The sequence below is a fragment of the Micromonospora sp. NPDC048170 genome, from assembly GCF_040652795.1.
Taxonomy (GTDB): Bacteria; Actinomycetota; Actinomycetes; order Mycobacteriales; family Micromonosporaceae; genus Micromonospora.
The window spans coordinates 1-25,765 of the sequence record NZ_JBEZMR010000009.1 but is presented as its reverse complement, the minus strand read 5'-3'; the positions used below and the strand labels follow the sequence as shown (position 1 = coordinate 25,765).

General features: G+C 72.8%; 22 protein-coding genes and 1 pseudogene. 16 read left to right on the top strand and 7 right to left on the bottom strand.

The features are described from left to right. The first annotated feature begins 1 nt into the window (after position 1). Positions 2-1,594, top strand: coding sequence for a phosphomethylpyrimidine synthase ThiC (gene thiC / locus AB0D32_RS14645; protein WP_357089574.1), 1,593 nt, complete (start codon positions 2-4; stop codon positions 1,592-1,594). Between the two features lie 174 nt (positions 1,595-1,768). Here the strand turns inward: thiC and AB0D32_RS14640 are convergent, their stop codons facing one another. From AB0D32_RS14640 to AB0D32_RS14630, 3 genes are all read right to left on the bottom strand, one after another. Then, positions 1,769-4,051: a hypothetical protein gene (locus AB0D32_RS14640; protein ID WP_357089571.1), complete on the bottom strand. Its 2,283-nt coding sequence runs from the start codon at positions 4,049-4,051 to the stop codon at positions 1,769-1,771. 76 nt (positions 4,052-4,127) lie between these two features. Further along, complete coding sequence (locus AB0D32_RS14635) at positions 4,128-5,117, bottom strand: LLM class F420-dependent oxidoreductase (protein ID WP_357090008.1); 990 nt, start codon at positions 5,115-5,117, stop codon at positions 4,128-4,130. Positions 5,118-5,119: 2 nt separating this feature from the next. Beyond that, positions 5,120-5,905 carry an ABC transporter ATP-binding protein gene (locus AB0D32_RS14630; RefSeq protein WP_357089568.1) on the bottom strand — a complete coding sequence of 262 codons (786 nt, stop codon included), beginning with the start codon at positions 5,903-5,905 and terminating at the stop codon, positions 5,120-5,122. A gap of 267 nt (positions 5,906-6,172) precedes the next feature. Here AB0D32_RS14630 and AB0D32_RS14625 point away from each other — a divergent pair, with 267 nt between their 5' ends. Together AB0D32_RS14625 and AB0D32_RS14620 are read left to right on the top strand one after the other, a co-directional pair. Beyond that, positions 6,173-7,198 carry an ABC transporter substrate-binding protein gene (locus AB0D32_RS14625; RefSeq protein ID WP_357089566.1) on the top strand — a complete coding sequence of 342 codons (1,026 nt, stop codon included), beginning with the start codon at positions 6,173-6,175 and terminating at the stop codon, positions 7,196-7,198. A gap of 97 nt (positions 7,199-7,295) precedes the next feature. Beyond that, on the top strand, positions 7,296-8,153 hold the full coding sequence (locus tag AB0D32_RS14620) for an ABC transporter permease (protein WP_357089564.1): 858 nt from the start codon (positions 7,296-7,298) through the stop codon (positions 8,151-8,153). 55 nt (positions 8,154-8,208) lie between these two features. On the opposite strand, the gene AB0D32_RS14615 is transcribed toward AB0D32_RS14620, so the two are convergent. Beyond that, positions 8,209-9,390 (bottom strand): ABC transporter substrate-binding protein, encoded by a 1,182-nt coding sequence (locus AB0D32_RS14615; RefSeq protein WP_357089562.1) that lies wholly within the window; start codon positions 9,388-9,390, stop codon positions 8,209-8,211. A gap of 444 nt (positions 9,391-9,834) precedes the next feature. Here AB0D32_RS14615 and AB0D32_RS14610 point away from each other — a divergent pair, with 444 nt between their 5' ends. The 4 genes from AB0D32_RS14610 (at position 9,835) to AB0D32_RS14595 (ending at position 14,428) form a co-directional block, all read left to right on the top strand. Further along, positions 9,835-12,966: a sensor histidine kinase gene (locus AB0D32_RS14610; protein ID WP_357089560.1), complete on the top strand. Its 3,132-nt coding sequence runs from the start codon at positions 9,835-9,837 to the stop codon at positions 12,964-12,966. Next, positions 12,963-13,370, top strand: a complete 408-nt coding sequence (locus AB0D32_RS14605) for a roadblock/LC7 domain-containing protein (protein ID WP_067359650.1) — start codon at positions 12,963-12,965, stop codon at positions 13,368-13,370. Before AB0D32_RS14610 ends, AB0D32_RS14605 begins: the two co-directional genes overlap by 4 nt. A gap of 88 nt (positions 13,371-13,458) precedes the next feature. Continuing rightward, entirely contained in the window at positions 13,459-13,824 is a 366-nt protein-coding gene (locus AB0D32_RS14600; protein WP_091627805.1) for a DUF742 domain-containing protein, read from the top strand. After that, positions 13,805-14,428: an ATP/GTP-binding protein gene (locus AB0D32_RS14595; protein WP_091627807.1), complete on the top strand. Its 624-nt coding sequence runs from the start codon at positions 13,805-13,807 to the stop codon at positions 14,426-14,428. The genes AB0D32_RS14600 and AB0D32_RS14595 overlap by 20 nt, the downstream gene beginning before the upstream one ends. Here the strand turns inward: AB0D32_RS14595 and AB0D32_RS14590 are convergent. Then, a pseudogene (locus tag AB0D32_RS14590) lies at positions 14,407-14,799 on the bottom strand (hypothetical protein); the annotation flags it as partial. The gene AB0D32_RS14595 and the pseudogene AB0D32_RS14590 overlap by 22 nt on opposite strands. Positions 14,800-14,956: 157 nt before the next feature. Between AB0D32_RS14590 and AB0D32_RS14585 the strand changes: the two are divergent. From AB0D32_RS14585 to AB0D32_RS14550, 8 genes are all read left to right on the top strand, one after another. Beyond that, the gene (locus tag AB0D32_RS14585) at positions 14,957-15,673 is read left to right on the top strand and encodes a methyltransferase domain-containing protein (RefSeq protein ID WP_357089556.1); all 717 of its coding nucleotides are present in this window, start codon (positions 14,957-14,959) and stop codon (positions 15,671-15,673) included. A 613-nt stretch (positions 15,674-16,286) separates the two neighbouring features. Beyond that, complete coding sequence (locus AB0D32_RS14580; RefSeq protein WP_208417965.1) at positions 16,287-16,544, top strand: DUF6364 family protein; 258 nt, start codon at positions 16,287-16,289, stop codon at positions 16,542-16,544. Next, entirely contained in the window at positions 16,534-16,827 is a 294-nt protein-coding gene (locus tag AB0D32_RS14575) for a hypothetical protein (protein WP_357089551.1), read from the top strand. The genes AB0D32_RS14580 and AB0D32_RS14575 overlap by 11 nt, the downstream gene beginning before the upstream one ends. Positions 16,828-16,961: 134 nt before the next feature. Then, complete coding sequence (locus AB0D32_RS14570; RefSeq protein WP_357090005.1) at positions 16,962-18,332, top strand: nitrate/nitrite transporter; 1,371 nt, start codon at positions 16,962-16,964, stop codon at positions 18,330-18,332. Between the two features lie 192 nt (positions 18,333-18,524). Beyond that, positions 18,525-18,968, top strand: coding sequence for a 50S ribosomal protein L13 (gene rplM / locus AB0D32_RS14565; protein WP_357089548.1), 444 nt, complete (start codon positions 18,525-18,527; stop codon positions 18,966-18,968). Between the two features lie 20 nt (positions 18,969-18,988). After that, positions 18,989-19,453, top strand: a complete 465-nt coding sequence (rpsI, locus tag AB0D32_RS14560) for a 30S ribosomal protein S9 (protein ID WP_357089546.1) — start codon at positions 18,989-18,991, stop codon at positions 19,451-19,453. A gap of 109 nt (positions 19,454-19,562) precedes the next feature. Continuing rightward, a complete protein-coding gene (gene glmM / locus AB0D32_RS14555; protein ID WP_357089543.1) occupies positions 19,563-20,921 on the top strand; it encodes a phosphoglucosamine mutase in 1,359 nt (452 codons plus the stop codon). Between the two features lie 101 nt (positions 20,922-21,022). Further along, the gene (locus AB0D32_RS14550) at positions 21,023-21,268 is read left to right on the top strand and encodes a hypothetical protein (protein WP_357089541.1); all 246 of its coding nucleotides are present in this window, start codon (positions 21,023-21,025) and stop codon (positions 21,266-21,268) included. 20 nt (positions 21,269-21,288) lie between these two features. Here AB0D32_RS14550 and AB0D32_RS14545 read toward each other — a convergent pair whose 3' ends face one another. Then, positions 21,289-22,482 carry a pyridoxal phosphate-dependent aminotransferase gene (locus AB0D32_RS14545; protein WP_357089538.1) on the bottom strand — a complete coding sequence of 398 codons (1,194 nt, stop codon included), beginning with the start codon at positions 22,480-22,482 and terminating at the stop codon, positions 21,289-21,291. Positions 22,483-22,687: 205 nt separating this feature from the next. Between AB0D32_RS14545 and glmS the strand changes: the two genes are divergently transcribed. Continuing rightward, on the top strand, positions 22,688-24,601 hold the full coding sequence (glmS, locus tag AB0D32_RS14540; RefSeq protein WP_357089535.1) for a glutamine--fructose-6-phosphate transaminase (isomerizing): 1,914 nt from the start codon (positions 22,688-22,690) through the stop codon (positions 24,599-24,601). Between the two features lie 65 nt (positions 24,602-24,666). On the opposite strand, the gene AB0D32_RS14535 is transcribed toward glmS, so the two are convergent. After that, positions 24,667-25,765, bottom strand: a 1,099-nt coding sequence (locus AB0D32_RS14535) for an alpha/beta hydrolase (RefSeq protein WP_357089532.1), incomplete at its 5' end; no start/stop codon positions are given.

Below are 25,765 nucleotides of genomic sequence, written 5' to 3'. Positions count from 1 at the left end.
CATGCAGGCACGTCGCAAGGTGTACGTGGAAGGGTCCCGGCCGGGCATCCGGGTGCCGTTCGCCGAGGTGGAGCTGACCGGCGACAACCCGCCACTGCGGCTCTACGACACCTCCGGACCCGGATCCGATCCGGAGGTCGGGCTGCCGCCGCTGCGCGGACCGTGGATCGCCGAGCGTGGCGACGTCGCCCCGGTCCGGGGCGCGGGCACCCCGCTCGTGGGCGCCGACGGGCGACGTCCCACCCAGCTCGCGTACGCGCGGGCCGGCGTGGTGACGCCGGAGATGGAGTTCGTGGCGATCCGGGAGGGGATGACGGCGGAGTTCGTCCGGGACGAGATCGCCGCCGGGCGGGCCGTGCTGCCGCTCAACGTCAACCACCCCGAGTGCGAGCCGGCGATCATCGGCAAGGCGTTCCTGGTGAAGGTGAACGCCAACATCGGCACCTCGGCGGTCACGTCCTCCGTGGCGGACGAGGTGGAGAAACTGACCTGGGCCACCCGGTGGGGCGCGGACACCGTGATGGACCTGTCGACCGGCAAACGGATCCACGAGACCCGTGAGGCGATCGTACGGAACTCGCCGGTGCCGATCGGCACCGTGCCGATCTACCAGGCGCTGGAGAAGGTCGGCGGCGACCCGGTGAAGCTGAGCTGGGAGGTGTTCCGGGAGACCGTCGTCGAGCAGGCCGAGCAGGGCGTCGACTACATGACGGTGCACGCCGGGGTGCTGCTGCCGTACGTGCCGCTGGCCGTGGACCGGGTCACCGGGATCGTGTCGCGGGGCGGCTCGATCATGGCGGCCTGGTGCCTGGCACACCACGAGGAGAACTTCCTCTACACGAACTTCGCCGAGCTGTGCTCGCTGCTCGCGCGGTACGACGTGACGTTCTCGCTCGGCGACGGGCTGCGCCCCGGCTCGATCGCCGACGCCAACGACGAGGCGCAGTTCGCCGAGCTGCGTACCCTCGGCGAGCTGACGAAGGTCGCCTGGGAGCACGACGTGCAGGTGATGATCGAGGGTCCGGGCCACGTGCCCATGCACAAGATCAAGGAGAACGTGGACCTCCAGCAGGAGTGGTGCCACGAGGCGCCGTTCTACACCCTCGGCCCGCTGACCACGGACATCGCCCCCGCGTACGACCACATCACGTCGGCGATCGGCGCCGCGATGATCGGCATGTTCGGCACCGCGATGCTCTGCTATGTGACCCCGAAGGAGCACCTCGGACTGCCGGACCGCGACGACGTGAAGGCCGGCGTGATCGCGTACAAGATCGCGGCGCACGCGGCCGACCTGGCCAAGGGGCACCCCGGCGCGCAGGCGTGGGACGACGCGCTCTCCAGGGCACGGTTCGAGTTCCGGTGGGAGGACCAGTTCAACCTCTCGCTGGACCCGGAGACCGCGCGGTCGTACCACGACGCGACGCTGCCCGCGGAGCCGGCGAAGACCGCCCACTTCTGCTCGATGTGCGGGCCGAAGTTCTGCTCCATGAAGATCACCCAGGAGTTGAAGGAGTACGCCGCGCGCGGCATGAAGGACAAGTCGGAGGAGTTCCTCTCCTCGGGCGGCCGGGTCTACCTGCCGCTCGCCTGAGCCGCGCGGCTGCCCACCCGGGACGGACGCGCCCCGTACGACGCCCCGCCGGAGCCAGGCTTCCGCCCGCGACGACGCCCACTCGCGCCTCCCGCAGGATCCGGGCGTTGTCGAGGACGCGGGCCAGCCCTCGTTGGCTGTTGGCCGGGCGGGGGCGGGCGTCTTCGGGGCGGGTCAGTCGCGGTGGTGGCGGCCGGTGGAGCGCAACGACCGCCGGCCGCTCTCCTGCTCGGGCTCGTTGTCCGAGACCGGCTTGCTCAGGCCGCTGACCCAGTCCACGTACTCCTCGTCCTGCTTCGGCAGCGGGTCGGACTCCTGGTCGACCGGGGCGTCCTCGGCCCGGGGCCGGTTGCGGCGGAACAGTCCCAGCCGGCCCCTGGCCCGTCCGGCAGCCTGCTCGGACCCGCCGGGTGACGCCGGACCCGTTGACGCCGGGCCCGTCGACGGCGTCCCCGCGCCGTTCTGCGGCGCGGCGTCGACCGGCGTCGGGGCGGGACCGCCGCGTCGCGCGGTGGCGAGCGCCTCCCAGCTCGTGGCCCGGGCCAGGTCCGGCATCGGAGCCCGGTGGCGGGGCCGGGGCGTCGGTTCGGGGGCGGGATCTTTGGCCGGCTGCGCAGCCTCGGCGGTGGAGGCTCCCGGGGCCCGGGGCGGAGCGGGCCACGCCGGGGCGGCCGGCTGGGTGGGCCGGGACGCGGTGTCGGAGTCCGGCTCGGCGTCCCTTCCGGAGTCCGGCTCGGCAGCCGAAGCCGGGGCCACCGGTGCGGTCACCCCGGTCGCGGGGGCGTCGGCGGTGACGGGCCTCGGGCCCGCGGCCTCCGGTGCCACCGCCGCGGCGGGCTGGCGCGTCGACCGGGGCTTGCGGGTGCGGCGGGGCTTGGGCGTGCTCGGGGTGACCTGCTGTGCGGCGACCACCTCGGCCTGCTCTGCGGGCGTCGACCCTCCGGCGGGCTGTCCTGCGAGCATCGGTGCCTCGGCCGGCTGCCCCGCGGGTGCCGATACCTCGGCCGGGTGTTCGGTGGGCGTCGGTCCTCCGGCCGGCTGCCCCGCGGGTGTCGACAAAACGGCCGGCTCTTCCTCAGGCGTCGCCCCTGCGGCCGGCGTCGATTTCCCAGCGGGTCGACCGGCGGGCGTCGCCGACTCCGCCGGTGGCGCTTCGTCGGCACGCCGGGCGGCCGGGCCGGTCGGCGTCGTCGGGGCCGTCGGGGTGTGGTCGTCGGTGCTGTCCCGGGTGGCGGCGGATTCCGGTGCGACCGGGTGGTCGACCACGGACGGGCCTTCGGAAACGAGGACCGGCGACCCGGCCGTCCAGTGTGGATCCGCGCCTGTCGGGGCGTCGGCGGCGCGAGCCGGGGCGGTTCCGCCCGAGGCCGGCCAGTCCCAGTGCGGGGGGATGGCCTGGGGCGTCGGGCCGTCGTCGGTGGGGGTGGCGATCCCGCCGGAGCCCGTACTCCCTGCCCTGTGGGCGACGACCAGACCGGCGCCGGCCAGGTCGACCGTCTCCGGCTCGTCGTCGCTGGTGGAGGGCTGGGTCCCCGGCAGGGCGGGACCGGCGGGCAGGGGGCGGAGGATGTCCGTCGGTTCGATGGCCCCGGTGGGGGCGGTGCGCGTGACGAGCGGCCAGCGCAGCAGCGTGGCTGCGGCCGACCCGAGCGCGCCTGCGGCCACCGCGAGCAGTGCCGCGTAGTAGGGCGTGAGCTGGTAGCGGTCGGCCGTGTCGCCCGGGCCGGCGGTCAGGTAGGCGAACGCGACCAGCACCGGCCCCGCCACCCCCGTCGCGCCGCTGACCAGCGGCGGGTGCCCACGCCACCGGGCCAGCCCGCCGCTCGCCCCGCCGACCAGCAGCGCCACCAGCGGCAGCACCACCAGGGCCAGCCGCTGCGCCGCCCCGGCGTCGAGGGACGCGGGCTCCAGCACCCCGAGTCGTACGGTGTCCAACGGCCCGGTCGAGACCAGCGACGGCGTCACCGAGACCAGGGCCAGCAGCCAGACCGCGCCCGCGAGCGCCGCCATGTTCCATCCCACCGGCGGCTGGAGCAGTACGGCGAGCGCGGCGCCCGCGCCGGCCAGCGCACCGAGGACCGCGCAGATGCCGACGGCCCAGACCGGGTCCATCGAGACGAGTTCGGCGGCCCGGGCGGGCTGCATGCAGAGCGGCGCGACGACGGTGGCGCCCAGGGCGGCGGCCCCGGCGACGGCGAGCAGGCGCCCGGTGCCGGCCAGCCCTCCGTCCCGGCGGGCCAGGCGTTCGGTGAGCAGCGCGCCCACCACGGCGGCGTTCGCCGCGAACCAGCCCGCCCAGACGAGCTGGGCCGGCCACTGGTTGACGGTGGCGCCGGTGAAGGTGCCGGTGAGCCGGACGATGCCGAAGCCGAAGGCGATGCCGAGTTGAGCGGCCCCGGCCAGCAGGCTCACCCCGAGCGCCGTGAGCAGCAGTCTGCCCCAGGTCCGAAAGGCCATGTCCGGCACGTTACGCACCTGTTGACCAGGCCGCCACCGGCGCGCCGCGAGCGGGGGGCGACCCGCCGGCCAGGGGTTACGTCAACTCGACCAGCCGGGCTGCGGCTGCGTGGCGGTCATCGGGTCCGGAGAGCTGGGGGAGCACCTCGGCGGCGATGAGCTCCAGGTGGTCGAGGTCGGCGATGTCGATCAGCCGCAGGTGTACCCGGGTGGCACCGATCGCGGCGAACTCGCCGATCCGGTCGACGAGCTGCGCGGGCGAGCCGACCACCGGGTCCTCCGGCGGCAGTGAGCTCTTGACGTGCAGCGGTGCGGCGCGGCGGTGCGCCTCGGCGTCGGTGCGGCCGATCGCCACCACGATCCCGGCGGAGAGCGTCAGCGGGGCGCGTCCCGACTCGGTCCGGCCGGCCCGGTCGCAGGCCTCCCGCACCCGCTCGTACGCGGCCGCGGTCTCCGTGACGGTCTTGAACGGCGTGTTGAACTCGTCGGCGTACCGGGCGGCGAGTTCGGGGGTGCGTTTCGGACCGCGACCGCCGACGATGATCGGCGGGCCGGGCACCTGCACCGGCTTCGGCAGCGCGGGCGCGTCCACCAGTCGGTAGTGGTCGCCGGTGAAGCTGTATGTCTCGCCCGGCGGCGTCCGCCACAGCCCGGTGACGATCTCCAGCTGCTCGGCCAGCCGGTCGAAGCGTTCGCCGACGCCGGGGAACGGGATGCCGTAGGAGGTGTGCTCCCGCTCGTACCAGCCGGCACCGATGCCCAGCTCGACCCGGCCGCCGCTCATCTGGTCGACCTGGGCCACCATCACCGCCAGCGGGCCGGGCAGCCGGAACGTGGCCGAGGTGACCAGCGTGCCGAGCCGGATCCGGCTGGTCTCCCGGGCCAGTGCGGCCAGCGTCAGCCAGGCGTCGGTCGGGCCAGGAAGCCCTGCGTCGTCGCCCAGCGCCTGGTAGTGGTCGGCGCGGTGGAAGCCCTCGAAGCCGCCGTCCTCGACCAGCCGGGCGAAGCGGAGCTGGTCGTCGTAGGTGGCGCCCCGGTGCGGCTCCGTGAACACGGAAACCCGCATGCTCATCGTCCCTCCGCGTCGGCCGTCGCCGGCTGGTCCCGCTCCATGAGGAGTTCGTGCAGGTCGGCGCTGACCCGGGCGACGTCCGCGAGGTGCGCGTTGCGGCCGAGGGTGCGTGGCCGGGGGATGTCGACGTCGACCACCTTGCGGATCCGGCCGGGCCGGGGGCTGAGCACGACCACCCGGTCGGCCAGCAGCACCGCCTCGTCGATCGAGTGGGTGACGAAGACGACGGTGGCCCCGGACGTCATGTGCACGCGTTGCAGCTCGCCGGAGAGTTCCTCGCGGGTTAGCGCGTCGAGAGCGGAGAACGGCTCGTCCATCAGCATCACCCGGGGCTCGCCGATCAGTGACCGGCACAGCGAGACCCGCTGTTGCATGCCGCCGGAGAGTTCGTGCGGCAGCCGCTTCTCGAAGCCACCCAGCCCGGCGACGTCCAGCAGTTGCCGGGCCCGGTCGCGGTGCTTGGCCCGCTGCCAGCCGAACATCTCCACCGGGAGCAGGACGTTGTCCAGGACCGTGCGCCAGGGGAGCAGGGCCGGTCGCTGGAAGAGCATCGCGATGTCCCGGCGCGGTTTGGTGATCGGCGTGCCGGCCACGGTGATCCGGCCCTCGCTCACCGGGAGCAGGCCGGCGATCAGCCGCAGCAGGGTGGACTTGCCGCACCCGGAGCGGCCGAGGATGGCGACGAACTCGCCCGCCGTGACGTCGAGGTCGATGCCGCGCAGCGCCTCGACGCGGCCGCTGCGGCCGTCGAAGGTGCGGGACACCCCGGAAAGCTGGATCATCTCCGGCGGCCTCCCTGAGTCAGCGGTCAGCGTATCGCGGCCCAGGGTAACCGGCTGGTGTGGACGGTACGTCGTCCGGGGTGGACGCGAGGTTTTTTCCGTAACGAAACCCGATACGTCTGGCATTACGAAGGGTGCTTTCTCGTACGCTGTGCGCGCAAAGAGTCCCCTCACGATGGTGGCACCGGCTTCACCCCTCAGCCGGCCCACCAGACAACCCCTCCGGCGGCGGCGTGCCGCTCCGGTCGGAAAGGACATGGTGCACTGATGAGAAGGCTGACCCGTACGGTCGCTGCCGCTGCGCTGGCCACCGCCCTCGCCCTGGTCTCCGGGTGCAGCGGCGACTCGGATTCCGGTGCCAAGGGCGGCAACGGCGGGGCGTTGGAGAAGGTGACCTACCTCACCTCGTTTGGCAACTTCGGCCGTGACTCCTACGCCTGGGTCGCGAAGGAGAAGGGCTTCTTCAAGGAGGCCGGGTTCGACGTCGACATCAAGCCGGGCCAGGGCACAGGCGCCGTGATCCAGCAGATCGTCGGCGGCCAGGCCCAGTTCGGTCCGATCGACCTCACCGGCGGACTGCTTCAACTCGGCGGCGGCCAGGCCAAGGACTTCGTCGCGGTCGCGGCGATCCAGCAGCGCACCATGGCCGCCATCGCCACCGTCGAGGGCAAGGGCATCGCGTCGCCCAAGGACCTGGAGGGCAAGAAGCTCGCCGACACCCCCACCTCCGTCGTCCGCAACCTCTTCCCGACGTACGCCCGGATGGCCGGCGTGGACGCGAGCAAGGTGACCTGGGTCAACGGCGACGCGCAGGCCCTGATGGGCATGCTCGGCACCGGCACGGTGGACGGCATCGGCCAGTTCGTCGTCGGCCAGCCCACCATCGAGACGGTGACCAAGCAGAAGGCCGTCATGCTGCCGTACAGCAACGTGATGCAGGACCTCTACGGCAACGTGCTGATCACCTCCTCCAAGCTCGCCAAGGAGAAGCCGGAGATGGTCAAGCGGTTCACCGCGGCCCTGATGAAGGGCCTCGACTACGCGCTGACCAACCCGCAGGAGGCGGGTGAGCTGCTGAAGAAGAACGTCGACGCGGCAAACCCGACCGCGGCCGCCGCCGAGCTCCAGCTCATGGCCGGCTACGTGCGCTCCAGCAACTCCGGCACCCAGCTCGGCACCCTGGACAGCGGCCGGGTCGCCAAGAGCATCGCGATCCTCCAGGGTGCCGGCGCGCTCAAGGAGAACATCACCCCCGACCAGATCATCGACTTCAGCCTCGCGCCGAAGGCCTGATCGCGCCGACCGTGCCGCGGGGGTGCGGTCCACCGGGGCGACCCGGTGGCCGCACCCTCGTCGCGTGCCGGCCTCGGCCGGCAGGAGAGGAGGACCCGTGACGGAGACGACCGGTACCCGGTCCGACCACACCGGTACGGAGCGGGCCAGCGCCGACGCGTCACCGGCGGCGCCCGCCCGCCGATCCGCCGTACGCCCGGCGGCCGTCGGCCTGCCGCTGCTCGGCGTGGTGATCACGCTGGCCGTCTGGTGGCTGGTCACGTCGGGACTGGAACTGGTGCATCCGGTGTCGCTGCCCCCGCCGCAGGCGGTGTGGCAGGCACTGACCGCGAGCGCCGACGTGCTGCTACCGGCGCTGGGGGTGACCGCCCTGATGACGCTGGTCGGCTTCCTGCTGTCGGTGGTCGCCGGGGTGCTGATCGGGATGGCGCTGGCCGCGTCCCGGCGCGTCGAGCGGATGTTCGCGCCGCTGCTGGTGGCGGTCAACGCGGTGCCGAAGATCGCCCTCGGCCCGCTGCTGGTGGTCTCGGTCGGCTGGGGCTCGAAGCCGATCCTGACCATGGTGTTCCTGCTGTGCTTCTTCCCGATTGTGCTGTCCACGGCGACCGGTCTCACCACCACCCCGGCCGACCTGGCCGAGCTGGCCCGGTCGCTGAACGCCTCGTGGTGGCAGGCGTTCCGGAAGGTGCGTTTCCCCGCCGCGTTGCCGCAGGTCTTCGTGGGGCTCAAGGTGGCGATGCCGTTGGCCGCCATCGGCGCGGTGATCGGGGAGTTCTACTCCGACAAGCCGGGGCTGGGCTACCAGATCCTGCAGTACAACGGCATCGGGGACACGGCGACCGCCTGGGCGGCGATCGTGCTGATCGCGCTGATGAGCATCCTGCTCTACAGCGCACTGTCCCTGGTCGAGCGGCTCGCCCTGCCCTGGGTCCGGGCCACCACGTCGGCCCGGTGACCAGGTAGATCAGTCGAGGGTGTGGCCCGCCGGGCACGGCGGGCCACACCCTCGCTCATCCCGCGAGGCGCCAGCGCCCGTTGCGCGCGACCAGGGTGGTGAGGGCCTGGGGCATCAGGCCGGAGTGGTTGTCCGGGGTCATTCGGATCGGCCCGGAGAGACCATCCATCTGGATCGTCTCCAGCATGTTCCGCACGCCCTCGCGGTCGACCTGGCCGGGCTCGCCGCCCGCGCGCAGTTCGGCGTCGGCGATGAGCTGCACCGCGTCGGCCGCGAACGAGGACGAGCCGTTGTATCCGCCGAAGCGGGCGGTGTAGTCCTGGAACCACTGTCGGCGCGCCGCCTTCGCCGGGGTGGTGGCGATGACGTCGTCGATCACCATCGTCTGGGTGAAGACCATGGTCGCGCGTTCGGTCGCCCGCGCCGCGGCGCCGAGGAAGAGGTCGCCGGCAGCCGCAGCGTCGAAGAAGAGGTCACCCTTGAACTTGGCCTGCTGGGCGGCGGTGGCGGCGAGGGTCGCCTGCTCCGCCGGGGTCCAGACGACCAGCGCTTCCGGCTTCTTCTCGACCAGGTCCCGGATTTGCTTGCCGACCTCGGTGTCGGTGGTGCGCACGGCCTCCTCACGCAGCACCTTGACGCCGGCCTTGGCGAACTCGGCGCGCAGCGCGGTCAGCCCCTCACGGCCGTAGGCGTCGTCGCTGTGCAGGACGCCCGCCTTCTTGACGCCCTTGCGGCTCAGCTCCGAGGCGAGGGCGGCGGCGTTGTCGGCCGCGTTCGGGGAGAGCTTGAACACGTACCGCCGCTCGGCGACCGGACTGGACACGGCGCTGGACGGGGCGAGCGCAATGGTGGGAATGCGCTTCTCGTTGATGGTGGCCACGGCGCCGACGGCGCATTCGTTGCAGCCGCCCATGATGATGGCGCTGACTCGGGAATCAGCGCTGAAGTCGCCGATGTTGCGTAGCGACTCGCTCGCGTCGGACCGGTTGTCCTCGACCCTCAGCTCGACCTTCCGGCCGTTCAGCGCGCCGGAGGAGTTCAGCTGGTCGACCTTCAGTTCCAGCGCCCGCTGGTACGCCTTGCCGATGTGCGCCGCCGCGCCGGAGAGTTCGAGGTCCGCGGCGATGACGATGGGACTGGTGTCCTGCTCGTCCGCGCCGAGCTGGCAGCCGGTGAGCGTGGTGGCCAGCAAGGCCGATGCGAGCGCCGCGGCGGTCGCGGAGCGGATGGGGCTCAACTCAGTCCTCCAGATGCGGCCCGGGCGCTGCCCGGTCACCGCCGGGTTGTCCGTCCTCAGTAGAGGAACGGGATCGGTCTGCCGTACGGTGTGCGCGAAGCCTGCAAAACCTTGCCAACGCCGGGCCCTGCGGTCAAGCGGAGCGTCGGAACCGTTTCGGGACGCGCATCCCACATGGTGGCGCAACGGGAAGTTTGCAAACGCTTACTAATACGACACGGATGACCCCCCGGAGTTACATGCCCTGTTCACGGGCATGAAGAATTGAAGGTATTAGTTGACCGGATCACGGGATGCGTGCCCTGCAACCGTTTCCTACCCCGCTGCGACTTCCCAAACAGGATCACTTCTGATGAAATCGCGGCCGTGCCGCGTGTGGCGCAGTCCGCTGCACCGGGCGCGAGTCGGCGGGGCAGGCGTGGAAGAAACGACGGAGGCGATGTCGTGAGCACCGGACCGACGACCCTGCCCGCGAGTGGCGACACGGACCAGCCGAAGCGGCGTCGGCTACCCCGGCTCCGCGACGTGCGGATCCGCTCCAAGCTCGCGCTGATCCTGGTCGTGCCGGTCGCCGCGGTGCTCGCGTTGGCCACGGTCCGGCTCGTCGCCGTCGGTGAGAACACCTTCGACGCCAACCAGGCCCGGGCACTGACCGCGCTCTCCACCGACGTCTCCGCGCTGACGCAGGACCTGCACACCGAGCGGATGGCGGCTGCCGCCTTCCTGTCCGCGCCGCAGCAGAAGGCCGACACCTACAACCTGCGGGTGCGCAGCACCGACGAGCGGGTCGAGGCGTACCGGGCGGAGCGCGGACGGATCGGCGAGGTGCCGACCGCCGTACGGGAGCGGCTGGAGACCATCGACGAGCACCTGGAGACGCTCGCCAGCACCCGGCAGAAGGTGCTGGACCGCCAGCAGATGGCGGTCGCCGAGGCGGCGCTGCGCTACGGGGTCATCATCACCGACCTGGTCGCGTACGGCGACGGGCTGGCCCAGCTGCCCGGCGACGAGCGGCTCGGCGACGCCCGCCGTGCGGTCGCCGCTTTCGCCCACGCCAAGGCGGCCGTCGCCGAGGAGCAGTCGGTGGCCTACACCGCGCTCGTCGCCGGCCAGTTCGACCAGGAGCAGTTCTCCTCCTTCGTGGCCACGCTGACCAGCCAGCAGGAGGCACTGGTCGCCTTCTCCCTGGCCGCCGACCCGACCCAGCGCGCCCTGGTCGACAGCACCGTCTCCGGCGACGCCGTCACCCTCGCCGACCGGGTGGCCGCCGACATCACCCGCTCGGTCGGGCAGAGCCCGCTGGTGTCCGCCCAGGACGCCACCGCCGCCATCGGCGCGGTCAACGACCTGATGCGGTGGGCCGAGATCCGGCTCCAGGACCGGCTGCTCAGCCAGGCCGACCAGGCCCGGTCGGACGTCATCCGGCAGGCCATCATCGAGACGGCGCTGGTGCTGCTGACCCTCATCGTCGCGGTGACCCTCGCCGTGGTGCTGGCCCGCTCGCTCAACCACTCGCTGCGCCGCCTGCGTGAGGGCGCCCTCTCGGTGGCCAACCACGACCTGCCGGACGCGGTGAAGCGGCTGCAGAACGTCGGCAACGTCGGTGACGGCGGCGTCGAGGAGATCGTCCGGCAGGTACGCGACCCGATCAAGCTCAACAACCGCGACGAGGTCGGCCAGGTGGCGCTCGCCTTCAACGTCGTGCACCGCGAGGCGGTCCGCGTGGCGGCCGAGCAGGCCGCGCTGCGTACCAGCGTCTCGGCGATGTTCCTCAACCTGGCCCGGCGCAGTCAGACCCTGGTCGACCGCATGATCGGCGAGCTGGACGCGATCGAGCGCGGCGAGGAGGACCCGAAGCGGCTCGCACAGCTCTTCGAGCTGGACCACCTGGCCACCCGAATGCGCCGCAACGACGAGAACCTGCTCGTCCTGGCCGGTGCCGACTCGGCCGTGCCGCGCCGCGACGACGCCCTGCTGGTGGACGTGCTGCGGGCCGCGCAGTCCGAGGTGGAGCTCTACAACCGGATCGAGTTCGGCACCGTCGACACCGACATCTCGGTCGCCGCGCACGCGGTCAACGACGTGGTCCGGCTCGTCGCCGAACTGCTCGACAACGCCACCCGCTTCTCGCCGCCGACCACCACTGTCGTCGCCGACGGCCGGCGGATCCGGGACTACGTCCTGATCCAGGTCGAGGACCGCGGCCTGGGCCTGACCGACGACCAGCTCGACTCGCTCAACCGGCGACTGGCCGCCCCGCCGAGCGTCGACGTCGCGGCGTTCCGACTGATGGGTCTGGCCGTGGTCAGCCGCCTGGCCTCCCGCTACGGCATCCGGGTGGAGCTGCGCCGCAACGTGGAGGGCGGCACGGTCGCCCAGGTGACGCTCCCCGCCGCGGCGGTGGTCCTGCCACCCGTGCACAGCCGGGACCAGCAGATCACCCGGCCCCGCCAGCCGCTCGCGGTCGAGCAGAGCCCGCTCACCCCGGCCGGCCTCGCCGAGCCGGCCGTCGGCGCGGGGCGTACCGCCTCGGCCACCCTCACCGACCAGTGGCGGTCCGCCGCGCCCGCGCCGTGGCAGGCCCCGGAGCAGGCGCGCGACACCACCGCCCCGGTGCAGGCCGGCGGCCTGACGGCGACTCCCCCGGCGCAGCCGACCTTCGCCGGCGGAGGTGTCTCGGTCGGCACGCCGACGGTCGCGTACCCCACGGTCGACGCGCTGCCCAAGCGCGTCCCCGGCGTGGAGGCCCCGGCACCGGGCGCACCGGCCCTGCCGGTCGGCCCGATCGCCGGCTCGTCGGCGGGGCTGGCCGGGACCACCCGGCCGACCGGGTTCGGCACCGACCCGGGGCGCGGCCTCGGGGCCAACCTGGCCGCCACCGCTCCGCCCGCTCCCGCCGCGCCGATCACCCCGCGCCCCGAGCTGCCGGCCGAGGCGCCGATCTTCCGGGAGATGGAGGCGGTGTGGTTCCGGTCGCACGGTAACGACGCCACGGCCATCTTCACCCGCCCGGACTTCAGCCAGTCGCCCGCAGCCCAGCAGGCAGCCGGAGCACCGACCGCCGGGATGCCGGCCGCGGCCCGGCCGGCACCGGAGGAGCCCCGCGGGCCGCGGCTGCCCACGCGTACGCCGGGCAGCACCCCCACCCCGCCGCCAGCGCAGCCGGCACCGCCGTCCTACGCCCCGCCGGCCGCGGCACGGCCCACCATGCCCACCACGACACCTGTGACGACACCTGCGACGACATCTCCCGCGACGCCGGTCGCGGAGCCGCCCTCGGCGGCGCCCGCGACCGACGCGGACGCCTGGCGGACGGCCGCCGACGAGGGCTGGTCCCGGGCCAGCCAGGCGGCGGCGCCCGCCACCGCCGGCACCACCCGTTCCGGTCTGCCCAAGCGGCAGCCGCAGGCCCAACTCGTGCCGGGCGGGATCGAACCCCGGAGCGGCCAAGACCGCAGCCGGCGTACCCCGGACGAAGTTCGGGGCCTGTTGTCGGCCTACCACCGCGGCGTGCAGCGCGGCCGGGCGGCCGGGACGGACCAGGACAGCACCGCGACCAAGGAGACGAGTCGATGAACAGGCCAGCGGCCATGCAGGACATGAGTTGGTTGCTCACCAACTTCGCCGACAGCGTGGCGGGAATCGCCCACGTGGTGGCGGTGTCCGCCGACGGGCTGCTGCTCGCCTCCTCGCGGGACCTGCCCGCGGACCGGGCGGACCAGCTCGCGGCGATCACCTCGGGCGTGGTCAGCCTGACCGAGGGCGCCGCCCGGATGTTCAGCGCCGGCGGCGTGCTGCAGACGGTCATCGAGATGGACAGCGGATACCTGTTCCTGATGTCGATCAGCGACGGCTCGTCGATGGCCGTGCTGGCGGCCCGCAGCTGCGACGTCGGTCAGGTGGGTTACGAGATGGCGCTTCTGGTCGAGCGGGTGGGTGCGGCGCTGGTGCCGCTGCCCCGGGACGCGGTGCGGTCCTAGGGGACGCGACGCGCGGATCGTGCGTCGTCAGGAACGAGTGGATCCGGTGCCCGACCAGGGGCCCGGCCGGGAGAGGAGGTGATCGTCGATGGACCAACGGCGCGTGGACCCACGTGGTGCGCTGGTACGGCCGTACGCGGTCACCCGCGGCCGGACCGAGGCCCGAATGGACATCGCCCTGGAGGCGGTCCTGACAGCCAGCCCGACCCAGGCCGCGGAGGCCCGCTTCGCGGGGCACGACAAGCACCGCATCGCCACCGTATGTGAGGGCCGGGCACAGTCGCTGGCCGAGATCTCCGCGTACACCCGGATGCCGCTGGGCGTCACCCGGGTGCTGGTCGCCGACATGGTGGCCGAGAGCCTGCTGACGCTACACACTGCCGCTCCCGCCGAAGGGTTCGAGGAGCGGATGGAAATCCTTGGAAGGGTGCTAAGTGGACTTCGCAGGCTATGACCCCGCCGGGGCCCGCCAGAACCGGGGAATCATCTCCGCGAAGATCGTGGTCGCTGGTGGCTTCGGCGTGGGCAAGACGACCCTGGTCGGCGCGATCTCGGAGATCACCCCGCTCAGGACCGAGGCGGTGATGACCGCAGCCGGTGTCGGCATCGACGACCCGTCCAAGGTGCCGGGGAAGCAGACCACCACCGTCGCCATGGACTTCGGCCGGATCACCATGGCCGAGGACCTGATCCTGTACCTCTTCGGCACACCGGGTCAGACCCGGTTCTGGTTCATGTGGGACGAGATCATCAAAGGCGCGGTCGGCGCGGCCGTGCTGGTCGACACCCGCCGGATCACCGACGCCTTCGCCCCGCTCGACTACTTCGAGAACCGCCGGCTGCCGTACGTCGTGGCGTTGAACCGCTTCGACGGCGCGCCGCAGTACGAGCTGGAAGAGGTCCGCGAGGCGCTGGCCATCTCGCCGGACGTGCCGCTGGTGCTGACCGACGCCCGGCACCGGGACGCGGTCAAGCAGGTGCTGGTGACCGTCGTGGAGCACGCCATGATCCGCCTCGAGGCCGAGCAGGGCCGGGGCTACCCGACGCCGGTCGGCTGAACGGGACGGCTACCCCTCCGGGTCGCGTCGGTCGACCCGGAGGGGTAGCCGCGTTTGACGCCGGTCTGCAGCGCCCGGGGCGCGTGCAACCCGGCGCATAGCCGGGCCACCGCCATCTCCACGGCGTGCTATCGGCGCCGCGCGGTGGCGTGCCCGCGAGGCGTGAGCAGGTGACCGGCCGCCCTCAGGGCGACCGTGCGGCGCGGCAGTTCGTCGACGATGGTCCGGACCAGGGCACCCAGCCGGGCCCTGGCCGGCGCGCGCTGACGGGCACCCCACGCCGCAGCAGAGGCCCTGCGGCGACCGCGCCCACGCAGCAGTGCCTCGGCCGCCGGGGCCGAGGTGAAGGTGACCGCGTAGACCAGCCGGCCGCGACCAGGTCGATCGGCAAAGCGTGCCGGGGACGGTTTCCGGTCCGGGTCCCGTCTGTTTCGGCCCTGTCAAGAGCCGCTCACTCCGCGCGGGAGCGGCGGGCCGGCTCGCGGTGTTTACAGTATGGGAAAACTGTCCTGTAATTCGGGAGGCGCAATGGACGTGGCCGAGGTCTTCGACGCGGTGGCCGGCAGCTACGACGAGGCCCGCCGACGCCTGGTGCCCTGTTTCGACGCCTTCTACGGCACCGCCGTCGAGGTGGCCGCGCCGCCGTTGCGGGCCGCGCTCGCCGAAGGGCGTACCCCCGAGGTGCTGGACCTGGGCGCGGGCACCGGGCTGCTGTCGCTCCTGCTCGCCGCGGCGGTGCCGGGGATCCGGCTGACCCTGGTCGACGCCGCGCCGGCCATGCTCGCCGTCGCCGCCGACCACCTGCGCGCCCGTGGGGTGGCCCACCGGACGGTCCCGGCCGACCTGGCCGACCCGTTGCCGGCCGGCCGCTACGACGCCGTGGTCAGCGCGCTTGCCGTCCACCACCTCGACGACGCCGGCAAGCGCGAGCTCTACCGGCGGGTGCCGGCGGCGCTGGTGCCCGGCGGTGTGTTCGTCAACGCCGAGCAGGTGGCCGGCCCCACCCCGGCACTGGACCGGCGCTACCACGAGGTGTGGCTGGCGCAGATCGCCGCGCTGGGCTCCGGCGCCGACGAGATCGCCGCCGCCGAGGAGCGGATGGCGTACGACCGGCCGGCGTCGGTCGCCGCGCAGTGCCGCTGGCTGGCCGAGGCGGGCCTGGCCGACGTCGACTGCTTCTTCAAGCAGTGGCGGTTCGCCGTGTTCGGCGGCCGGCGCGGCCCCGACGCCGAGGCGCTCGGCTGACCCGGCGACCTCGGGGACGGGACGTGTGGACGTGCGTGCCTGTCGACCTGCCCCTGCCGATGGGACAGTGACCGCCCGGCACCCCCGCCCCCCTCCCCCCGCCCCTCTTCCCCCGTCCCCGCTCCGTCCCCCTCCCCGCGCTTCCTCTCGTCGATCTTGCACTTCCTGCCCCGAGATATGCCTCATTCCGCCCATAGGGAGGGCCGAAACTGCAAGATCGACGGTGCGGGGTGGGGGCGGGCGGTGGGTGGGGCGTGGTGGCTTGCGGGGTGTCCCCGTCGGTGGAGCGTGGCCGGCCGTCCCGCTGGTCGCGCCGACGGGGCAGGTCGACAGTGTCCCGCCGCCCACGCCGATGGGGTAGGTCGACAGTGTCCCGCTGGTCGCGCCGATGGGGCAGGTCGACACCGTCCCGACAGCCACGCCGATGGGGTAGGCGACAGTGTCCCGACAGCCACGTCGCGGCTGTCGGTGACTGCGCTTGGGTCGGCCGGCCACCGTCCCGGAGGCCGCAACGGGCTGTCGAATCCGGGGTCGGGGCGGGGGATTTGTCGGGTTCGACGACCGGCGGCAAGAAGGATGACTGTCGGTCATACCGATGGGTAGTCTGCGGGGCATGACTGCCAAGGTGACCCTGTCGTTCTCGGACGAGACGATCGAGGAGGCCCGGCGGTTCGCCAAGCGCGAGGGGCTCTCCCTGTCGGCGTGGATGGACCAGGCGGCCCGGGAGAAGGCGCTGCGCGAGGTCTTCACCGCGCACGCCGCCGCCGTCGGCCGGGCCGGGCTCGACCTGGAATCCGCCGCCCTCGCCGACGCCCGCGAGGTGGGCATGGTCGACGACGTGCTCTTCGGCGGGCGCCCGCGTGCTGCGTAGGGGCGAGGTCTGGCGCATCGACGGCGCCCGGGAACGGCTCGGGCTGGTGATCAGCTCCGACGTCTACAACTCCACCGACGTGCCGATCGTCATCGTGGCCGAGGTGGTCGAGGAGGCGCTGCTGCGCGACTCGCCCCTGGCGGTGGCGATGGGCGCGTACGTGGTGATGCCCGACCGGCTTTCCTCGCCGATGAAGAAGTGGTTCACCGAGTGCGTGGACGTCGCAGACACCGACACCATGCACCGGGTCGGCCGGGCGCTGCGCATCCTGCAACAGCTCTGACATCTCAGCGTCGACATCCCCCCGTGGTGCGGTCTCCGTTTCCGGCCCCGACCCGGGACGGGCACCCCCGGGTGATCCCGGATTCCTGGCGTTCCTACAGCTCGCACCGATGAGGAGAAGTCGCCGTGAGCGCACTGGCCCCCACCGCACCCGAGGCCGCCCCGGCCGCTGCCAGCCGGCGGCACCGCATCGACGACTGGCGACCCGAGGACCCCGAGTTCTGGCGTACGACCGGGGCGCCGATCGCCCGCCGCAACCTCTGGGTCTCCATCCTCGCCGAGCACGTGGGCTTCTCGGTGTGGAGCCTCTGGTCGGTGATGGTGCTCTTCCTCGGCCCGGAGTACGGCATCGACCCGGCGGGCAAGTTCCTGCTCACCGCCGTCCCGGCGGCCCTGGGGGCGGCGCTGCGGCTGCCCTACACGCTGGCCGTGGCCCGCTTCGGCGGGCGGACCTGGACGATCGCCAGCGCGTTGCTGCTGCTCGTCCCGGCCGTGCCGATGGCGGTGCTGCTGGAGCCGGGCGTCTCCTACTCCACCCTGATGGTGCTGGCCTGCCTGACCGGCGTCGGCGGAGGCAACTTCGCGTCCTCGATGGCGAACATCAACCTGTTCTACCCGCAACGGCTCAAGGGCCGGGCGCTCGGGCTCAACGCCGGCGGCGGCAACCTCGGCGTGCCCGCGGTGCAGTTGGTCGGGCTGGCGGTGCTGGCCACGGCGGGAACCGCGTACCCCCGTCTGGTGCCGGCGGTCTACCTGCCGCTGATCGTGCTGGCCGCGTTCGCCGCAGCACGGGGGCTGGACAACATCGCCGGGGTGCGCAACGAGCCCGGCGCGCTGCGCGAGGCCGCCCGCGACCCGCACACCTGGATCATGTCGCTGCTCTACATCGGCACCTTCGGCTCCTTCATCGGCTTCGGCTTCGCCTTCGGCCAGGTGCTCCAGCTCCAGTTCGCCGACCGCTTCCCGACTCCGGTCGACGCCGCCTGGCTGACCTTCCTCGGCCCGCTGATCGGCTCGCTGATCCGGCCGGTCGGCGGGTACCTCGCCGACCGCCTCGGCGGGGCCTGGGTGACCTTCTGGAACTTCGTCGCGATGGCGGCTGGCGCCTCGCTGGTGCTCTACGCCGCCCGGGAGCGGTCGTTCGGGCTCTACCTGCTCGGTTTCCTGTCCCTCTTCGTCTTCTCCGGGATCGGCAACGGCTCGACGTACAAGATGATCCCGGCGATCTTCCGGGTCCGGGCGGCCGTCGAGGTGGACGCCGGACGGCGGGAGGCGGGGGCGGCACAGCGTTGGGCCGTGCGGATGACCGGGTCGCTGATCGGCATCGCCGGAGCGGTCGGGGCCTTCGGCGGGGTGTTGGTGAACATCGCCTTCCGGCAGTCCTTCCTGGCCCAGGGCAGCGCGGACGCGGCGTACGTCGCCTTCATCGCCGTCTACGCGCTCTGTTTCGGGGTGACCTGGCTGGTCTACCTGCGGCCGGGTCGGAGTCGGCTGACCGGGGTGTGAGCCCCGTCATGTAGGGTCGCGGGGCGAGCGGGGTGGTACCCCCGTTTTGACCTGCCGACGGGGCGGCGAGTATCGTTGCCTGCTGTTGTACGACATCCAGAGGCGTGCCGCCTGAGGTACGCTTGGTCGTTCGTGCGCGCCCGGTAATCCTCGGCGCGCGACCCCAGACCGACGACGAGACAAGGTATACCTGTGCGTACGTACAGCCCGAAGCCGGGTGAGATCGAGCGTCAGTGGCACGTCATCGACGCCTCTGATGTCGTGCTGGGCCGCCTGGCCACCCACGCCGCCACGCTGCTGCGCGGCAAGCACAAGCCGACTTTCGCGCCGCACGTCGACACGGGCGACTTCGTCGTCATCGTGAACGCGGGCAAGGTCGCGCTGACCGGCAACAAGCGGCACACCAAGGTCGCCTACCGCCACTCCGGCTACCCGGGTGGTCTGAAGCAGGTCGGCTACGACGAGCTGCTGACCAAGCGTCCCGAGCGGGCCATCGAGCTGGCCGTCAAGGGCATGCTCCCGCACAACAAGCTCGGCCGTCAGCTCATCAAGAAGCTGAAGGTCTACGCCGGTGCCGAGCACCCGCACGGCGCTCAGCAGCCGATGCCGTTCGAGATCAAGCAGATCGCGCAGTGAGCGCGGGCGAAGGAAACAGCATGACCGAGATCACCGAGACCGAGGTTGCCCCCGAGGCCACCGAGGCGCCGGCGCCTGTCGTCCGCGCGCCGCGTGGTGACCGCCCGATCCAGACCGTGGGTCGGCGCAAGGAGGCCATCGTCCGGGTCCGCATCGTCCCCGGCACCGGCAAGATCACCTGCAACGGCCGGGACCTCGAGGCCTACTTCCCGAGCAAGGTGCACCAGCAGCTGATCAAGGACCCGCTGGTCACCGCCGAGAAGCCGGAGGCGTTCGACGTCATCGCCAACCTGCGTGGCGGCGGCACCACCGGTCAGGCCGGCGCGCTCCGGCTCGCCATCGCCCGGGCCCTGATCGTCAGCGAGCCTGACGACCGTCCGGCGCTGAAGAAGGCCGGCTTCCTCACCCGGGACGCCCGGGTCAAGGAAAGCAAGAAGTACGGCCTCAAGAAGGCCCGTAAGGCTCCCCAGTACTCGAAGCGCTGATCTTCAGCGGCACGTTGTACTTCTGACGAACGGCCGGGTTCGCCTCCCCGAACGGGAGGTGGCCCGGCCGTTCGCCTTTCCTGGACCGTTTCATCGGAGGTTGGCGGGTATGGGCCGGTTGTTCGGCACGGATGGCGTACGCGGGCGGGCGAACGCGGATCTCACGCCTGAGTTGGCGCTCGCGGTGGCGGTCGCCGCCGCGCACACACTCTCCGAGTCGGACCGGAGCCATCCCCCACTGGCCGTGGTCGGGCGGGACACCCGGGCCAGCGGCGAGATGCTGGAGGCCGCCGTGGTCGCCGGGCTCACCAGCGCTGGCGCCAACGTGGTCCGGGTGGGCGTGCTGCCCACCCCGGCCGTGGCGTTCCTCACCGCCGAGGCCAAGGCCGACCTCGGCGTGATGCTCTCCGCCTCACACAACCCGATGCCCGACAACGGGATCAAGCTCTTCGCCGCCGGTGGACACAAGCTGCCGGACGAGATCGAGATGCAGATCGAGTCGGCCGTTGAGGCGAACGCCACGACCGCCTGGAAGCGGCCCGTCGGTGCCGGCGTCGGCCGGGTGCACGACCTGCTCGACGGCGGCGACCACTACGTGCAGCACCTGGTCGGCACCGCGCCGCACCGCCTCGACGGGATCAAGGTCGTGGTCGACTGCGCCAACGGCGCCGCTGCCGAGGTGGCCCCGGTGGTGTACCGGGAGGCCGGCGCCGAGGTCGTCGCCATCTACGCCGAGCCGGACGGCCTCAACATCAACGACGAGTGCGGCTCCAACCATCTCGAAGCCCTGCGGGCCGCGGTGGTCGAGCACGGCGCGCACCTGGGCATCGCCCACGACGGCGACGCCGACCGCTGCGTCGCGGTGACCGCCGACGGGGACGAGGTCGACGGCGACCAGGTGATGGCGATCCTCGCCCTGGCCATGCGGGAGGCGGGCACGCTGACCCAGGACACGCTGGTCGCCACCGTGATGAGCAACCTGGGCCTGCGCCTGGCGATGTCCCGCGAGGGGATCCGCCTGATCGAGACCAAGGTCGGCGACCGGTACGTGCTGGAGGAACTGCGGGCGTCCGGGCTGGCGCTGGGCGGCGAGCAGAGCGGGCACATCGTCATGCCCGCGCACGCGACCACCGGCGACGGCGTGCTGACCGGGCTGCACCTGATGTCCCGGATGGCGGCGACCGGGAAGTCCCTGGCGGAGCTGGCCGGGGTGATCACCCGACTGCCGCAGGTGCTGATCAACGTCCCCGTCGGTGACCGTACGGTCGGCGCCGCCGCACCCGCCGTCCGGGCCGAGGTCGAGCGGGCCGAGGCGGAGCTGGGGGAGACCGGCCGGGTGCTGCTGCGCCCGTCCGGCACCGAGCCGCTGGTCCGGGTCATGGTCGAGGCGGCCACCGAGCAGGTCGCCCGCGAGGTCGCCGAGCGCATCGCCGCCCAGGTCCGGACGGCGAGCCCGGCGTCGGCCTGACGACTCGTGCCCGCCCCCGGCCGGTCACCCGCGGTCGGGGGCACCGGGGCACGGTGCCCCTGCGTCGTTCTGGGTAAAGGCTCCGTCCGTCAGGCAGCACCTTGCGGGGGGACGAGGCCGCACACAGTGTCGGGTCGACGCGGATCACCTGCCGGGCCGGCGACCCGGTGGTCGGGCTGCTGCTCTCGGCGGCGAGTAGGCACGTGGAGGCGGACCTGGCCTTCGTCGACGACGCCGAGGGGGTGCTCCTCGCCGACGGCGCGGCGGTGCTCGCCAGGCTACGGACGTCCCGTTCCGAGGGGGCGCCGCCGGAGCAGGGGACCGCCCCGAACCGTGCGGCCGGCTGACGGTCAGGCGTACTCGCCGGTCACCGCGTGTCCGCCAGCCCACGCAGCCGGGTGACGGCCTCGGCCAGCACCTCGGGGCGCTTGCAGAAGGCGAAGCGGACGAGGTGGCGGCCCGCCTCCGGATCGTCGTAGAAGACCTGGGCCGGGACGGCCACCACGCCGCACCGCTCGGGCAGCGAGCGGCAGAACTCGATCCCGTCCCGCCCGCCGAGCGCGGTGACGTCGGCGGTGACGAAGTACGTCCCCTCCGGCGCCAGCACCTCGAACCCGGCCTCGCTCAGCCCGCCGACGAGCTGGTCCCGGCGGGTCTGCATGCCGTTGCGGAAGCCGGTGAAGTAGTCGTCCGGCAGGGCCAGGGCCGCGGCGACCGCGGGCTGGAGCGGCGCGGCGTTGACGAAGGTGAGGAACTGCTTCACCCGCAGCACCGCCGAGACCAGCGCCGCCGGGCCGCTCGCCCAGCCGACCTTCCAGCCCGTGCAGGAGAACGTCTTGCCGGCCGAGGAGATGCGTAGCGTCCGCTCGCGCATCCCGGGCAGGGTGGCCAGCGGCACGTGGCCGGCGGCGGCGTCGGTGAAGACCAGGTGCTCGTACACCTCGTCGGTCACCGCGTACGCGTCGTGCTCCTGGCACAGCTCGGCGATCAGCGCCAGCTCGTCGGGGGTGAACACCTTGCCGGTCGGGTTGTGCGGGGAGTTGAGCAGCACGAGCCGGGTGCGCGGGCCGAACGCGGCGCGCAGGGCGGCCGGGTCGAAGGCGTACCGGCCGTCGGCGGCGGGACGCAGCGTGACCGGGCGGCGGACCGCGCCGGCCAGCGCCACCGAGGCGGCGTACGAGTCGTAGTACGGCTCGAAGCAGATGACCTCGTCGCCCGGCTCGCAGAGCCCGAGGATCGCCGCGGCGATCGCCTCGGTGGCGCCCGCCGTCACCACGATCTCGCCGTCCGGGTCGTACTCCAGCCCCCAGAACCGGCGCTGGTGCGCGGCCACCGCAGCGCGCAGCGCCGGGACGCCCGGACCCGGCGGGTACTGGTTCTGCCCGGTACGCAGCGCCTCCGCCGCGGCGGCCAGCATCTCCGGCGGCCCGTCGGTGTCCGGGAAGCCCTGGCCGAGGTTGATCGCGCCGGTGCGGGCGGCGAGGGCGGACATCTCGGCGAAGATGGTCGTCCCGAACGGGCGCATCCGGGCCACCAGCGGATCCACGTCGGCGATCGTCACACCCGCCAGCCTACGGACTCCCGGCGCCGCTTCAACCCCTGCCGAGGACGGTCGTCGATCGCCCGGAACGGCCGCCCGCGTCCCCTTCGTCGGGCGGAGGTATGTCACGGAGGGTGTCGGTTCGCCTCCGATCGCTCAGCTTCGGTGATCGATTACCCGGCTTTCGCGCACGCATGATGAGTGAAACTAGGTTAGGCTGCGGGACATGTGTGGAATCGTGGGTTACGCCGGTGCGCGCCCGGCGCTCGGCATCGTGCTCGACGGACTGCGGCGGCTGGAGTACCGCGGCTACGACTCGGCCGGCGTCGCCATCGTCTGCGACGGCGAGCTGTTGACCGAGAAGAAGGCCGGCAAGCTGGCCAACCTGGAGAAGGTGCTCTCCGAGCGGGCCGCCGAGGATCCCACGTCCTGCGCGGCCAGCCCGATCGGCATCGGGGACGGCACCACCGGCATCGGGCACACCCGCTGGGCCACCCACGGCGGTCCGACCGACCGCAACGCCCATCCGCACCTGGCCCCCGACGGCCGCGTCGCCGTGATCCACAACGGCATCATCGAGAACTTCGCGAAGCTGCGCGCCGAGCTGGAGGCCGACGGCGTCCAGTTCACCAGCGACACCGACACCGAGTGCGCGGCCCACCTGCTCTCCGCCGCGCTGGCCGACCTGCGCGCCGCCGGCCACCCCGACGGTCCGCAGCTGCTCGCCGCCGCCATGCGGGTGGTCTGCCAGCGGCTGGAGGGCGCGTTCACGCTGCTCGCCGTCGATGCCGCGGTGCCCGGCGCGGTGGTCGGCGCCCGGCGCAACTCGCCACTGGTGGTCGGGCGGGGCGACGGCGAGAACTACCTCGCCAGCGACGTGGCGGCGTTCATCGAGCACACCCGGGAGGCGGTGGAGCTCGGCCAGGACCAGATCGTCCTCATCACCGGCGACACCATCGAGATCACCGACTTCGCCGGCCAGCCCGCCAGCGGCAAGGACTTCCACATCGACTGGGACGCCTCCGCCGCCGAGAAGGGCGGCTACGACTGGTTCATGCTCAAGGAGATCGAGGAGCAGCCGCAGGCCGTCGCGGACACGCTGCTCGGCCGGCTCACCGAGTCCGGCGAGATCATGCTCGACGAGGTCCGCCTCAGCGACCAGGACCTGCGCGACGTCGACAAGATCTTCATCGTCGCCTGTGGCACCGCCTACCACTCCGGTCTGGTCGCCAAGTACGCCATCGAGCACTGGACCCGGATCCCGTGCGAGGTGGAGCTGGCCAGCGAGTTCCGCTACCGCGATCCGGTCCTCGACCGGTCCACGCTGATCGTGGTCATCTCGCAGTCCGGCGAGACGATGGACACCCTGATGGCGCTGCGGCACGCCAAGGAGCAGAAGGCCCGCGTCCTGGCCATCTGCAACACCAACGGCTCCACCATCCCCCGGGAGTCCGACGCGGTCCTCTACACCCACGGCGGGCCGGAGATCGCCGTCGCGTCCACCAAGGCGTTCCTCACCCAGCTCGTCGCCTGCTACCTGATCGGCCTGCACCTGGCCCAGGTGCGCGGCATCAAGTTCGCCGACGAGGTGGCCGCCGTGGTCGCCCAGCTCCAGGAGATGCCGGGCAAGCTGCGCGAGCTGCTGGACCGGATCGAGCCCGTCCGCGAGCTGGCCCGCGACCTGAAGGCCGAGCCGACCGTGCTCTTCATCGGCCGGCACGTGGGCTACCCGGTGGCCCTGGAGGGTGCGCTCAAGCTCAAGGAGTTGGCGTACATGCACGCCGAGGGCTTCGCGGCCGGCGAGCTGAAGCACGGCCCGATCGCGCTGATCGACAAGGGCACCCCGGTGATCTGCATCGTGCCCTCCCCGGTGGGCCGGGGCATGCTGCACGACAAGGTGGTCTCCAACATCCAGGAGGTACGGGCGCGTGGTGCCCGGACCATCGTGATCGCGGAGGAGGGCGACGAGGCGGTCGTCCGCTACGCCGACCACCTGATCCGCGTGCCGCGTACGCCGACCCTGCTCGCGCCGCTGGTCACCACCGTGCCGTTGCAGATCCTGGCGGCCGAGATCGCCGCAGCCCGGGGGCACGACGTGGACCAGCCCCGCAACCTGGCCAAGTCGGTCACCGTCGAGTAGTCGCACCGCCCCGTGCCGGGCCCCGTCCACCGCGCCGGTGGGCGGGGCCCGGCACGTTCGCCGGGTCAGCGGCCGAGCACCACCCGGGCCATCCCGTCGAGAGCCGGGTTGTCGGCCGCCCAGTAGCCGGTGTGGCCGTGCCGCCCGCTGGGAAACGTGCGCCCGCCGAAGCCCGGGTGGGACGGATCCTGCCCGAACCACAGCTCGCGCTCCGGCATGCCGAGCAGTCCCCCGATCGCCGGGCCGACCGGCGACGCCCCCAGCAGGGCCCGCCGGGCCAACTCGTCCGGCGGTCGGGCCAACCGGATCACGTCGTCCGGCGCGGTGCTCGCCCAGACCTGCCCGGCCGGCAGGCCCAGCTCGCCCGCGTGCCTGACCCCCACCCCGGGCGAGCCGACGAAGACCAGCGCGTCGGCGGCCAGCCCGTGGTCGCGGGCGGCTGTGCCGACCACCAGCGAGCCGTAGCTGTGCCCCAGCACGGTCTGCCGGCCTGGGGGCCCGTCATGGGTCGCCCGCAGCCCTTCCTGGAACTGGTGCAGCGCGGGGCCGGCGTTCCGGGCCTGGCCCGGCCACGCCGCCTCGTGCAGGAAGTCGGGGGCGTCGTAGTCCAGCCAGAGCACCGCGGCGGTCTCCTCCTCGGGGGCGAGTGCGGCGCAGCGGGACAGCACCCGGGCCGCCCGACCCAGCTCGCCGGGCACGTCGCCGAGGCCGGCGGTCATCCCCGGCACGTAGGTCAGCATCCGCGTCGACCGGTCCGGGTTGCCCAGCGCCACGACCGCCCGTCCCTCGCCGGCCGTGCCCAGCCCGAGCAGGTAGGCGCGGGGCTGCTCGTCGCCGGCCAGCCGGGCGGCCAGCGCGTCCAGCCCCGCCAGGGACTCCCCGACGCGCGCCAGCCCGGCCAGCTCGACGGGCCCGCGCGGCACCCGTTCCAGCAGCCGTCGCCGCGCGGCCAGCAACTCCTCCCGCCGCGCCCCGAGCAGCAGCCGGTTGGCCTGGTCGCGGGCGGACGCCGGCACCCCGTCGAGGCGGCCGACCAGGCCCGGCTCGTGCGCGACCAGCCACCGTCGCTGCGCGGGGGTGAGCGCGGACCACCACGCCCGTACCGCCGCCGGGTCGGCGCCGCGCGGCGGCCGGCCGGCCGGTGGCGCGGCGGGCCACGCCGCG